This is a genomic window from Sphingorhabdus sp. (genome assembly GCF_046596595.1).
Taxonomy (GTDB): domain Bacteria; phylum Pseudomonadota; class Alphaproteobacteria; order Sphingomonadales; family Sphingomonadaceae; genus Sphingorhabdus_B.
Genome location: NZ_JBKJMB010000130.1, coordinates 1 through 12,052 on the forward strand (window position 1 = coordinate 1; position 12,052 = coordinate 12,052).

Genomic DNA, 12,052 nt, shown 5'->3' on the forward strand with positions numbered 1-12,052 from the left:
TGAGGACGCCGACATCCGTTTCCGGGTAAAGCACGATGTCGCCGTGTTCAATCGCCGGTATCGGCACGGCGCTGCTGGGTCTGGAGATAGTCCGCCGCCACCTGCCGAAACGGGCGATTGAACACGGCGACATCGTGCTTTACCCGGAAACGGATGTCGGCGTCCTCATCGAACGCCCGGTCGCGGGCGGACTCCCGGTCCGACGTGTGAAGCGAGATCGTCTTATAGCGATCTTCTTTGGGGAGCTTGATGCGGCAATAGAAATTGCGGTGTTCGACATCGCCGCGCCTGAAAATGATCAGGCCGGATTTGTGCACCTCCTTGTCAGTGATGAACGCCATTCCCATACTCCGCCGTGCAGAAACTGTGCAGGTTTGGAGCGAACGGGCGCGGAATTCCATAACTGTGCAGGTGCTGTGTAGGGGATTATGCCTTATTTTCTTAAGTGATTCCAGCTATTTGCTGGAATCCTGTCACCCCGACCACTTTTCAGAAACTGACGTATTTCTGCGGTTTTTCATGAGCGCATTGTAGGACCTTTCATAGCAAATTTCGGTGCAACTGTAAGCCCAATTCAGATCGCTAAAGCTTATCTGCTCGATAGCCGAAAGCGGACTTCTGATTTTAGTACTATCATCGGCCGCAAAGTCAGCGAAGCAAGCCATCGTTACATATTACTTGTCCCTAGGGCGCACTTAGTCGCCTCAATCGTGAGCTAGGCGCAGGCCAGCGGCTGGCAGACCGAAGGTCCGCCGAAACGTTCGACTGAAGTGCGCCGAATCTGCGAAACCTGCCTCGTGTGCCGCTTCGGTAAGTGAACTACCTGCTGCGTATAGTGCTACAGCACGCTCAATCCGGAGCCATAAAACATAGGTCTTAAATGGCAGCCCGGTTTGGGCAACGAAAAGGTGACGCGCTCTGCTGGGAGATAGCGCAACGCATCCCGCCGCCTTTGGCAGGGTCAAGCCGTCCTCAAGATTTTGCTGCGCATAGTCAATCATCGCAAGTACTCGACGGTCAGGCATTGTTGGCGGATCGGCCGATGGAAGCCTCATCATTAGCTCCTTTCCCAGTTGCTGAAGCTCTTCGTCAGAACCACCACGCTCGAAAAACTGACGCAGCGGTTCGAGGCACGCCACCAAGGGACCGCTTGTAATTTTCGCCCATGGTTGCGGTACGAACAAAAGTTTGCCGAGAGCAGTGCCCACCGAACTTTCGGGGGCAATGAACAGAAACGCGACTGCGCCGCTCGCGCGAAAGCTATGGCGAGCGTCCGACCCCACGGCAGCAACCGGACCGGTTAGCTTTTCGTCGTTTACGCTGATTTCGAACCAGCCCTTCAGTCGAAATGTGACTTGAATCGCATGGTGCGCATGGGGGCGCAGGTCAGCAGTTTTCTCGCCCTCCAGCATCCAGAGGGCGGCCCCCTCCCACACGACGATACGCCCTTTGCCAATGACGGCCATTGCCTTCCCCCGCTCGGGCTGTTGCTCGGTAGGCAAATTGCAATCGCGGCAGGTCGATTGACATTAGCCGCTACGTTCAAGTGCCCACGCGATCCGCGTTGTATCTCAAGAATTCCATAAACCGAACAAAGGAGTTCATCAATGACCAAGACCTGCAAATGCAACCCCTGCACCTGCGCACCCAGCTGCAAGTGCGCGACCCAGCGTAAAGCCTGCAAGTGCGGCCCAACGTGCAAGTGCGGTCCGAACTGCAGCTGCGCTCACTGACTGCAAGGCGGCGAAGCGTTCTTCCGCTTTTCCTAAGTGCGACACTCGCCAACGTGCGTCGCCAGGTTGAGCTCTTCGCCGCCATGCGCGCTGTTGAAAGGATCATCATGTCAATTTTCATCTCGCTTCCGCGTATCGACCAAGTGCTGGAGCTGTTTAGGCCCAGTCATTTAAGGAAAGTCGCGCAGGACCTATCGCCGGACTTCGGCTATCCAGGGTTCCGCCGATGAGCGCGGTGCATCTTGCGCAATTGAGCTGTGGTGTCTTCTTTCTGACCGGACTGATAACCGGCTTATGGAAATATCGCGGCATGATCACCAGTGCCGAGGGCCAAGCTCCAGCCTATGTCGATATTTGCCACCGCGCAGCGCTGATGTACGCATTCGCGTGCTTGGTGCTCGCCGAATTTGCCCGACTCAGCGAATGGTCGGCGGGCGTCAACCTCGCGGCGGTCGTGCTGCCGGTCGTATTCTTCGGAGCGGCGGTTGGTAGCTACGCGGTGCACGGTATACTCCAGGATACCGACAACCAACTGCGCCGTCCGCACCGGATCGGCAAACGCCATGTCCATGGTCGAATGGTCAGTGCCTTCATCTACCTGCTCGCCGTCGGCGAGATCGGCGGGTTCGCGGTGCTGTTGGTGGGCTCATTCGATCGGCTCACAGTGGCCTGATGACGTCGAAAGGAAACAGGAATGGAATATTTTGTTGGTGTTGCGCTGGCCCTTTGCGTCGGCCTTTTCACAACTGTCGTCAGGTTCGACCGCGACCGTTCGCTCTATCCAGTCATCCTCGTTGTTGTCGCATCTTATTATGATTTGTTCGCAGTCATGGGCGGCAGCGGCGCTTTAGGTTGGGAGATTATTGTCTCTGTTGTATTTATTCTAACGGCGGTCGCGGGGTTCAAGACGAATCTTTGGATCGTCGTGGTCGCGTTAGTAGGGCACGGCTTGCTTGATTGGCATCATGGTCGATTGATTGAAAATGCGGGCGTTCCAGATTGGTGGCCGATGTTCTGCATGAGCTATGACATCGCAGCCGGCGCCTATCTCGCTTGGCGGCTACATTCGAAAAAGATCGCCGCGACAAACCTTTTGAACTTTGGCCGGATAATTCATTCCTGTGTCGAAGCTGAGCTGGCCATTGCCAAGAGCGCTGAATCCCGCGGCGATACTGCCTCCGCGTTTCATCGCCTGGAACGCGCGCATGTGTTGGGTCAGCGATCCACCGTTCAGCATGTTCGCGTGCACCTGCACATGTTGATGTGGGGTGTCCACCAACGCAATCGACGTGAAATCAGTGGCCAAATCATGCGTGTGATAGGCGCGGCCGCTGGGACTTGGTTAGGCCTCGTGCCCCATGGCAATACCGGAGGGTCCAATGTCGGCGCGTTCACGTCGATGGCAATTCCCGACGACCTCGCCCAGAAAATGGAGGCAGCGCGTAGCGCAGCCGCAGACATTCCTTGATTGGATGATTGCCGACATTTAAAGGCGCGTCTTCAATACAACTCTACGAAGTAAAGAGCCGACAGTCCGCTCCCTCCCAGCAGCGGCCGTATTAACTGCGATAAGAAATTTGGGTTATCGACCGATCAGCCAGTCATAAGCCGAACGCATACCCCAAGCATGCACGTTGCATATGGATAGCGCGTCACGTAGGGTTAGCGGCAACGGGGTGAAATTAAAACACCAGCTAATATCTGGGCTCTCACTGATACCCTGCAACAGCTTGTGCAGGGGCATATTTGGGGGCTTCATGGTCGATAGCGGATTTGAGACGGGCAACGCCAATCGCACAACCGGTTGGATCGAGCAGCTGCCTTTGGCCAGAAATAGTCCTGCGCTCGGCTTATTGGCGACGCTGGCTATTTTTGCCGCGGCATGGCTGCTTCGCGTATTAGTTGATTCGTCTCTTCCGTCCGGGTTTCCGTACGTCACCTTTTTTCCCGCGGTGATCGTCACTTCATTCTTGTTTGGGTGGCGGATGGGAATCCTGTCTGCGACCCTGTGCGGCCTGGTTGCATGGTATTACTTCATCCTGCCGGTGAATTCATTTGCACTGGATGGGGCGCGGGTTGCGCTTGGATTTTATGTCTTTGTCGTGGCGACTGATTTGGCGCTTGTTCACGGGATCCAGACAGCCAACAAGCGGCTGGTGTTGGAACGCGAAGTGAGCCGGGATCTGTTAGATTTAAAAAATCGAACTGTCGGTGAACTAAAGCAGCAGACCAAGGAACGCGAACAATCTGCCGATAACTTGCGCGAGAGCGAAATCATCACCCAATTGGCAATTCAGACGGCAGGAATCGGGCTTTGGCAATGGAATGTTCCGACTGGCTATGTCCGCTGGGACAGAACGATGTTCGACCTGTATGGCATGCCGGCAACCCCGGACGGGTCTGTACATTACACGGACTATATAAACAGCGTGCATCCTGACGACTCTGTCGCTCAGGATGCGTTGCTGCAAAACAATGTCAGCAAATCCGGCGCGAGTGAACGCGAATTTCGCATAAAGCGGCTTAATGACGGCAAAATTCGCTACATTCGAGCGGTGGAAATCGCGCGCGCCGGGACCGATGGTAATATCGAATGGGTCGTTGGCACGAACCTCGACATCACCGATCAAAAGAACCGGGAGCGCCACGTTCAATTTCTCATGGGAGAAATCAACCACCGCGCGAAAAATCTGCTCGCGGTGGTTATGGCTGTAGCGCACCAGACCCGCGCGGAGAACCATAAGGCGTTTATAAGAAAGTTCTCGGCCCGGGTGCAGTCGCTGGCTGCCGGACAGGATTTGCTAGTCGAGAATGAGTGGAAGGCAGTGTCTCTCGATACCCTTATCCGCGCTCAACTTAGTCACTTCAAGGATCTGATCGGCGAACGCATCTTAATCAATGGCGAAAATGTGCAACTGTCGCCATCGGCTGTCCAGACGATTGGAATGGCCGTTCATGAACTCACCACCAATGCGAGCAAATATGGCGCATTGTCCAACGACAATGGCCGTATCACGATAGCATGGGATCTCATTCGAGGGGATGCGCCGGATCGCTTCATTGTGACATGGACCGAAACGGGCGGACCTGCGGTAGTCGCGCCGACACAAAGCGGATTCGGTTCAACTGTTATCGGTGCAATGGTTGGGATGAGCCTTGATGGTGAAGTCACTTCCGATTTTGCGCACTCAGGCTTCTCATGGCGACTTGAATGTCCGTTAGACAATATCGCGGCCAATAAACCATAAGGGATGTGCGGACGCATAGTGTCCTCATTCAACTTTCTTTGACGCAACAGCATTTCCAAAAAGACCGAAGTACCAAGCATCTAAGGCTTTAGCTGGTGTTGCGGTGCGCGCTCTGTCAGCCGCTGCAGGGACCCAAAGCCCATCTTCGCGCTGTTTGCATCCAATCGTCGCATAAGGCAGCAGCGCGCTCATATTCTTCAGCAATATGCGGAACGAAATATGTAATGCAGTTAGTGACGATTACGTCGATAGAGCTGTTCACATCAGGTTCAATATAAAAAATAATGTGATCGTTTAGTATAAATATCATATATTTTAAATAATTATCAAATTATGTCTCATGCATACGACGTTCATAAAATATGTAGTATCTGATTATCTTTATCATCAATCAGATGGATCGATATTTTCTGTATCAAGTTGCAGAAACAATATCAATTTTTTGAGTTATCGAACATTTATGTATTTAAGGCATTCAATGATGCTGAACGTTCAGGAAAGAATATTGTTTGACGAACGCGCGCAGGAGCCGTTCGTACCGGACCAGAGGAATCAGGTCTACGTAATCGATGACGACGTGCAAATACGGCGTTCGTTGCATTTTGTGCTTTCGACTGCTGGCTTCGTAAGCTGGTCGTTCGCGTCTGCGGACGATTTTTTGGACAGCTTGCCAGCCCTCGATCCCGCGCCCATTTTGATTGATGTGCGGATGCCAAATATCGACGGCATGGCCTTGATGGGGATCCTTAACGAGCGCGATGTGAGATGGCCGATGATTGTCATGTCCGCGCATGCCGATATTCCGGCTGCGGTGCAGTCAATCAAGCTTGGCGCAACTGAATTTCTGGAAAAGCCGTTCGAAATTGGATCGCTTGAGGCGTCTTTGCATAATGCGATGGCTCAGCTTTCAAATTTAAAGCTCGCCGAGGCAACGCGCAGCAGCTCACTGTGCCTGTTCCAGTCGCTAAGTCCGCGGGAGCATGAGGTGATGATGCTATTGATGGACGGTTTGTCGAATAAGATTGCAGCGCACCGGTTGTCCTTAAGCGTACGCACCATCGAGATGCACCGGGCCAATGCATTGACGAAACTGAAAGCTCGAAGCATCGCAGAAGTTGTGCGGCTTGCACGCGATGCAGGGGTCGCCCATACCGCGAACAATTAGCCCAGCGGAAAGCCGGGACGGGTTTCGTCACTTCTGGTTACGGACAATTCAAGACATATCTTTTCTCGCTGACCTGCGTGATGGAAAGAATATTGACAGCCTCGAGCGATAGCTTACGCCTTATCACAGGGGTGTAACTTATGATAAAACGCTTAATTCTTGCCAGCTTGCTCACCGCCGCATCGCCATCGGTTCCAGCCTTTGGTCAGGACGCATTGGTGCCCGTCGCCGCGGGCCAAGAAAATGGCAAGATTGTCCTGACCATGCCGCGGCAGGATTCCGAGGGAATTGCCGGACGGTTTTTGTATGTGGCGCAGGTCGAAACCGGGATAGGGTCGTCCGCGACTGGCGTGGACCGCGGCGCTCCGCTGCGCAACGGGATCATCCGTTTCCGGCGGGCCGGTGGTAAAGTGATCGCGGAGTTGGAAAATACGACTTTCGTTGCGACAAATGGTTCGTCTGCGCAGAGAGCTTCCGTAGCCAACAGCTTTAGCAATGCACCTTTGTGGGTTGGCGACATCACATCCACGGACAAGGACGGGAGCTTCAAATTTGATTTCGCGCCTTTTCTCGCCATGGACCATTTTGGCTTCGCGCAGGGTCTTGGCGATGGATATGCGTTGTTGGCAAACCGTTCGGTCGCTGACCCCGCGAAGGTGCGTATTTTCCCTGACAATGTTGAATTTTCGGCGCTTTTGACCTTTGCGTCCAATAAGCCGACGCCCGATTTGCGCAACGTGTCGCCAACCGGAACAGATATAGCCTTGTGGGTGCGGCACTCGCTGGTGCGTTTGCCGGTCGTGCCGATGCCGGTGCGCCATGATCCATATGATTATATCATCAATGTGCCGCAATATGACTTCTCGGTTCCTCTTGGACGTTCCATGCTGCGTAAGGTTGCGCTGCGCCACCGGCTTGAAAAAACCGACCCAGGTGCGGCCCGCTCACGCGTAAAAAAGCCAATCGTCTATTATGTGGACTCAGCGGCCCCGCCAGCCATCCGAAAAGCCTTGCTGGATGGCGTGGGCTGGTGGGCCGAGGCATTTGAAGACGCTGGCTACATTGACGCCTTTCGCGTCGAGGAGTTGCCGCCTGGCATCGATCCACTCGATATGCGCTACAATGTCGTCAACTGGGTCAACCGCGCGACGCGGGGTTGGGCGTATGGTTCAAGCATTATCGACCCGCGTACTGGCGAGATACTCAAGGGCAGCGTGATGCTGGACTCGTTGCGTGCCCAGCAAGATGTGCTGATTTTTCAAGCGCTGGTTGGTGCTGGCCTGTCCGACAGTGGCGACCCAAGCGACCCCGTTGCCGCTGCACTGGCCCGCATCCGTCAGCTTGGTGCGCATGAAGTTGGGCATACGCTTGGTTTCCAGCACAATTTTGCCGCCAGCACGCAAGGGCGCTACTCGGTCATGGATTACCCTGCACCGCGCGTTGTCCTGACGAACGGCAAGATTGACCTAAGCGACGCTTATGGAACGGGCATTGGCGCGTGGGACAAGTTTACCACGCAATATTTATACGCCGCGACTGACGACGACGCGCGTCGCATGGCGCAGGAGGCCCAAGCAAAAGGATACCGGTTTGTTTCCGATAATGACGCGCGGCCGATATCGACAGGAAACCCCGAAGGCGCGCTTTGGGATGACTTTGCTGACCCTGTAGCGGAGCTGAACAGGGTTATGGCGGTGCGCAAGGCGGCGCTTGCAAGGTTTAACGTAGATGCAGTGCCAGCGGGACAGGATCTGGCAAGCTTACGCCGCGCATTTGTGCCCATTTGGCTATTGCATCGTTTTCAGGTCGAGGCGGCTGCAAAGTCGCTCGGTGGCGTTTCGTCGCCAAGCGCACTGGCAGGAGACACTGCAGAGGTTACCACGGTCCCAGCCGAGCAACAAAACGCGGCGCTTGACGGCTTGATGAACGCACTCGCGGTAGATGCACTGACGGTGCCTGAAAAGCTTCAGCCGTTGCTGTCGTTCGCGGTCGGCGACGACGGCGATTATTCCACGCAGATAGAGATCATGGCGACAGCAGGTGGGCCTGTGTTCGACAGCCTGCGTGCGACCGAAGTGGGCGCGGTCCATGTGCTTGATAGCTTGCTTGATCCACAACGGCTTAACAGGCTCGATATGCAGCATGCCGATAATGCTGCTATACCCTCGCCAACGGCGGTTTTCGCTCGGCTAATCGCACAGGCAGATGCGTCCGCCGGGCAGGGGGCGGTAGGCCGCAGGATAGCCACCGTCATTGCGCTGGATTTGGCCCGTACCGTAAGGGAAAAGGGACTTTCGCGTTCCATCGGTTTGCAGATGAATGGGAAACTGGCTGGGTGGAGCAAAAGTCTGTCGTCCAGTCGCGGCACGGACGAAGTGGCTAACTGGCGGCGCGGGCTTGGTGCTTTGCTGTCTGATCAAGCGGCTTTATCGGCGGCACTGGCGGACAGAACGCTCCTGCCTTCGGTACCGCCGGGAATGCCAATCGGTTGATGTGACACCCTAGTTTAGATCAACGATATCATCGACGATTTAGCCAACAAAGGCGCGCTCAAGCACATAAGTGCCAGGGTGGGAATGTGCGCCTTCAATAAACCCGAGTGCTTCAAGCTGAGCACCGGTTTCCTTGATCATCGCCATACTGCCGCACAACATGACCCGGTCAACGGCGGGGTCCAATGGATAATCTCCGCATGCAATACGATCGGTAATGCGGCGGTTTTCATGAGTCCAGGTCGGGCATTTTGTCACTGACTGATCATATGACAATTGCAGCTTTGCTTCTGCCGCGACCAAAGGATCGTTTGATAACTGGCCTTCAAGCAGGTCCCGATAGGCCAAATCCTCGATTTGACGGACCGTGTGCTGAACGGTGATATGATCAAACCGTTCGTAAATTTCGGGATCGCGAATGATCGACATCCATGGCGCAAGGCCCGTTCCTGTACCGATCAAATGCAAGCGCTTTCCCGGAATAAGCGCGTCCATTGTTAATGTACCAGTGGGCTTTGCACCCAACAATATTTCGTCACCGGGTTTGATTTTATACAAATGGCTGGTCAACGGTCCATCGGGAATGATGATGCTCAGAAACTCCAATGATTCCTCCCAAAAAGGGGAAACGATTGAATAAGCGCGCAGCAACGGGCGGTCGTTGACCATCAGGCCAAGCATCACAAATTGACCACTGACGAAACGAAAGGATGGCGGCCGTTCCACCGAAAATGAGAACAATCCTGTATTCCACTGGTGCGTGGTCAAAACTTTAACAGTGGAAAATGCCATGATATCCTATCCAACGTGAGGGCCGCTCTCTGACGGCAAGAATGCCATTTGCACAATAAGCATTTCTTTCCCACGAAAAAGGCTGTCTTCGGTCGTGTTGCTCGAATATGCGCGTCGACTTCGTCAGACGGATATTCTATCGGTTTTTCATGGACTCACTTGATATCGCCTTTGCCGAAGTTCGCCGGTACTTGGCTTCGCTCGACACGCGGCCTGTTGCATCGCGCGGTTCACCCGACGATATGCGGTTGCCTTTACCCTCGCATTTTCCTGAAAAAGGAATGTCCGCCAACGACGTCGTGCGCGCTATCGCAGCCGCTGCCGAACCCGGCTTGACGGCGAATGCCAGTGGCCGATTTTTTGCCTGGGTGAAAGGAGGAACGTTGCCGGCGGCATTGGCAACCGACATCATGTCGTCCGCGTGGGACCAGAACGCGGTGCTCGCATCGACAAGTCCTGCTGGTGCCGTGTTGGAAGAAGTTGCCGGGCAGTTCCTTTTGGAGGCGCTTCGGTTGCCTCTGGACTCAAGTTACGCCTTCGTTACCGGTTGTCAAATGGCGCACACGACCGCTCTTGCTGCCGCGCGAAATGCGGTGCTTGCGCGGCATGGATGGGATGTGGAGGCGAGGGGACTTCAAGCAAGCCCGCTTATCCGCGTGCTGGCTAACGCCCACCACCATTCGTCGGTAACCCGCGCATTGCGGCTGCTTGGGTTGGGTAGCGATTCCATCGTGCCCCTTACGGGCAAAAGTCCGGGCAAAGTTGACGCGGAAGTGCTGCAAACTGCATTGTCGCAAGCACCCGATGCGCCAACTATTGTCATCCTCAACGCAGGCGACCTCAACATCGGCGCTTGTGACGACTTTGACCTGTTATGCCCAATCGCCCATGCCCACCATGCCTGGGTCCATGTGGATGGTGCCTTTGGGCTCTGGGCAAATGCCAGCCCGCGTCTTGCGCCATTGGTAAAAGGAATTGATCTCGCCGACAGCTGGGCAACGGACGGGCATAAATGGCTTAATACGCCTTATGACTGCGGCATGGCCATCACGCGTGATCCGCAAGCGCACAGTGCAGCGATGCGCATGACTGCTGCGTATCTCACGAGCGGCGGGGCTGTCCGTGACCCGATGGACTTCACGCCGGAATGGTCGCGGCGCGCGCGGGCGTTGCCCGCATTGGCTGCGTTGATGGAACTGGGCCGCGACGGCCTTGCTGATATGGTGGAGCGATGCTGCGATCATGCAGCCGCCATTTATGACGGCATTGCTGCATTGGACGGTGCGACGGGCATCGCGCGCCCGACAATGAATCAGGGGCTCATCAGGTTTGATGCCCATGATGGCACCAATATCAGCGATGCCGTCATCGCCGATATCAACGCAAGTGGGGAAGCATTTCTGAGCGGGGGGCAATGGAATGCAGAGCGTGTCATGCGGATTAGCGTTTGCGGTTGGAATACCAATGCGGACGACGTTGCCCGGACCGTGGCCGCAGCGGAGCAGGCTTTAGCGCGATTGCGCTCCAGCTGATCGGGTAAACTACCATATCAAAACGGCCAATGCGATGAGCGCCGCCAGCGCGATCGCGGTCATAAGCATCTTGCGTATGAAGCCGCTCTTATTGTATTTCAATTCGGAGCGGATACCCATTTCCGCCGGAATGTTTGGCATATGCCCGTGGCGCAAATCGCTTATCACGCCCTCGACGACGTTCACCCGGTCAGCACACAGCAGGATAATCCAGTGCAACCGGTTGGACTCGCTCCGGCGGAATGCCAATCGCCGAAGCTTGCCGCTCAGCCCACTGGGTGGCGTAGAGGTACCTACCACAGCAGGTTGGCGCACATGTTCAATCGACTGGAGGATTTCGACATGCGGTTGCTGCACCGGCGGACGGTTCCACTGCCGCGTCAGGCCTCGGTCACCCAGTTGGTTGCGCATGGGATATGTTGGGTCGTTGTTCGGATCGGCATCGACACCCCAGCCAATAATAGTGGAAGTGTTGGCAAGAAACGGGCTTAAGATTTTAATCGGAATGTTCATTTGCGCTTCCAGCTTAACCGCCATTTGGGACAAGGACGGGTTTAATGCAGCCATCGAGTTTGGCGGCAAAGATATGATAGGCGTCGGCGACGTCAGCGAGTGGAACGCGGTGCGTGATCATTGCTTTGGGGTTGATCCGGCCTGCACGTACATGCTCAATCAACCGGGGGAGCAATCGTTTAACCGAGGCTTGGTTCGCGCGCATCGTAAGCCCTTTGTTCACGACATTTCCGATAGGAACCATATTGCCGGTAGGGCCATAGGCACCGATGATTGAGACGACGCCGCCTTTCTTGACCGAGTTTATGGCCCAATGTAGCGATAAGGCGGAATCAGCCTGCAGCTTTAATCTGGTTCCGAACAATGCGTGCAGGAAGTTGCCTTTGGCATCACCGCCAACGGCGTCGATGACCACATCGGCGCCAAGCCCGTCCGTAGTCTTTTTCATAAACAACACGACGTCGTCAATTTCCTTGAAATTATAGACTTCAGCCGGACAATAAGTGCGCGCAAATTCAAGCCGGTAATCGACCAGATCGAAAACGATCACCCGTCCAGCGCCAAATAACCAGGCGCA

The 12,052-nt window shown here is 55.0% G+C and carries 12 protein-coding genes; 6 read left to right on the plus strand and 6 right to left on the minus strand.

Going from position 1 to position 12,052, the window contains the following annotated elements:
* Nucleotides 1–47: 47 nt before the first annotated feature.
* The 3 genes from ACLL9E_RS13165 to ACLL9E_RS13175 form a co-directional block, all read right to left on the minus strand.
* Nucleotides 48–341 carry a hypothetical protein gene (locus ACLL9E_RS13165; protein WP_411292196.1) on the minus strand — a complete coding sequence of 98 codons (294 nt, stop codon included), beginning with the start codon at nucleotides 339–341 and terminating at the stop codon, nucleotides 48–50.
* 363 nt (nucleotides 342–704) lie between these two features.
* Nucleotides 705–1,466: a helix-turn-helix domain-containing protein gene (locus ACLL9E_RS13170; RefSeq protein ID WP_411292197.1), complete on the minus strand. Its 762-nt coding sequence runs from the start codon at nucleotides 1,464–1,466 to the stop codon at nucleotides 705–707.
* A 138-nt stretch (nucleotides 1,467–1,604) separates the two neighbouring features.
* Nucleotides 1,605–1,730, minus strand: a complete 126-nt coding sequence (locus ACLL9E_RS13175) for a hypothetical protein (RefSeq protein ID WP_411292198.1) — start codon at nucleotides 1,728–1,730, stop codon at nucleotides 1,605–1,607.
* A gap of 229 nt (nucleotides 1,731–1,959) precedes the next feature.
* Between ACLL9E_RS13175 and ACLL9E_RS13180 the strand changes: the two genes are divergently transcribed.
* The 5 genes from ACLL9E_RS13180 to ACLL9E_RS13200 all read left to right on the plus strand — a co-directional run bounded on the left by ACLL9E_RS13180 (nucleotide 1,960) and on the right by ACLL9E_RS13200 (nucleotide 8,638).
* Nucleotides 1,960–2,406: a hypothetical protein gene (locus tag ACLL9E_RS13180; protein ID WP_411292199.1), complete on the plus strand. Its 447-nt coding sequence runs from the start codon at nucleotides 1,960–1,962 to the stop codon at nucleotides 2,404–2,406.
* 21 nt (nucleotides 2,407–2,427) lie between these two features.
* The gene (locus ACLL9E_RS13185) at nucleotides 2,428–3,201 is read left to right on the plus strand and encodes a DUF3703 domain-containing protein (protein ID WP_411292200.1); all 774 of its coding nucleotides are present in this window, start codon (nucleotides 2,428–2,430) and stop codon (nucleotides 3,199–3,201) included.
* Nucleotides 3,202–3,490: 289 nt separating this feature from the next.
* Entirely contained in the window at nucleotides 3,491–4,981 is a 1,491-nt protein-coding gene (locus tag ACLL9E_RS13190) for a sensor histidine kinase (RefSeq protein WP_411292201.1), read from the plus strand.
* 505 nt (nucleotides 4,982–5,486) lie between these two features.
* Nucleotides 5,487–6,146, plus strand: a complete 660-nt coding sequence (locus ACLL9E_RS13195; RefSeq protein ID WP_411292202.1) for a response regulator transcription factor — start codon at nucleotides 5,487–5,489, stop codon at nucleotides 6,144–6,146.
* A 140-nt stretch (nucleotides 6,147–6,286) separates the two neighbouring features.
* Nucleotides 6,287–8,638 (plus strand): zinc-dependent metalloprotease, encoded by a 2,352-nt coding sequence (locus ACLL9E_RS13200; protein ID WP_411292203.1) that lies wholly within the window; start codon nucleotides 6,287–6,289, stop codon nucleotides 8,636–8,638.
* A gap of 39 nt (nucleotides 8,639–8,677) precedes the next feature.
* On the opposite strand, the gene ACLL9E_RS13205 is transcribed toward ACLL9E_RS13200, so the two are convergent.
* Nucleotides 8,678–9,430, minus strand: coding sequence for a ferredoxin--NADP reductase (locus ACLL9E_RS13205; RefSeq protein WP_411292204.1), 753 nt, complete (start codon nucleotides 9,428–9,430; stop codon nucleotides 8,678–8,680).
* Nucleotides 9,431–9,579: 149 nt separating this feature from the next.
* Here ACLL9E_RS13205 and ACLL9E_RS13210 point away from each other — a divergent pair, with 149 nt between their 5' ends.
* A complete protein-coding gene (locus ACLL9E_RS13210; RefSeq protein WP_411292205.1) occupies nucleotides 9,580–10,962 on the plus strand; it encodes a pyridoxal phosphate-dependent decarboxylase family protein in 1,383 nt (460 codons plus the stop codon).
* A gap of 9 nt (nucleotides 10,963–10,971) precedes the next feature.
* Here the strand turns inward: ACLL9E_RS13210 and ACLL9E_RS13215 are convergent, their stop codons facing one another.
* Entirely contained in the window at nucleotides 10,972–11,475 is a 504-nt protein-coding gene (locus ACLL9E_RS13215) for a hypothetical protein (RefSeq protein WP_411292206.1), read from the minus strand.
* 13 nt (nucleotides 11,476–11,488) lie between these two features.
* Nucleotides 11,489–12,052: zinc-binding dehydrogenase (locus tag ACLL9E_RS13220; RefSeq protein ID WP_411292207.1), on the minus strand; the 564-nt coding region annotated here is incomplete at its 5' end.

What these genes read in the sequence shown, in the direction of transcription:
- ACLL9E_RS13165 (WP_411292196.1), bottom strand. Translation starts at nt 341, where the DNA reads ATGGCGTTCATCACTGACAAGGAGGTGCACAAATCCGGCCTGATCATT.
- ACLL9E_RS13170 (WP_411292197.1), bottom strand. Translation starts at nt 1,466, where the DNA reads ATGGCCGTCATTGGCAAAGGGCGTATCGTCGTGTGGGAGGGGGCCGCC.
- ACLL9E_RS13180 (WP_411292199.1), top strand. Translation starts at nt 1,960, where the DNA reads ATGAGCGCGGTGCATCTTGCGCAATTGAGCTGTGGTGTCTTCTTTCTG.
- ACLL9E_RS13185 (WP_411292200.1), top strand. Translation starts at nt 2,428, where the DNA reads ATGGAATATTTTGTTGGTGTTGCGCTGGCCCTTTGCGTCGGCCTTTTC.
- ACLL9E_RS13190 (WP_411292201.1), top strand. Translation starts at nt 3,491, where the DNA reads ATGGTCGATAGCGGATTTGAGACGGGCAACGCCAATCGCACAACCGGT.
- ACLL9E_RS13200 (WP_411292203.1), top strand. Translation starts at nt 6,287, where the DNA reads ATGATAAAACGCTTAATTCTTGCCAGCTTGCTCACCGCCGCATCGCCA.
- ACLL9E_RS13205 (WP_411292204.1), bottom strand. Translation starts at nt 9,430, where the DNA reads ATGGCATTTTCCACTGTTAAAGTTTTGACCACGCACCAGTGGAATACA.
- ACLL9E_RS13210 (WP_411292205.1), top strand. Translation starts at nt 9,580, where the DNA reads ATGGACTCACTTGATATCGCCTTTGCCGAAGTTCGCCGGTACTTGGCT.
- ACLL9E_RS13215 (WP_411292206.1), bottom strand. Translation starts at nt 11,475, where the DNA reads ATGAACATTCCGATTAAAATCTTAAGCCCGTTTCTTGCCAACACTTCC.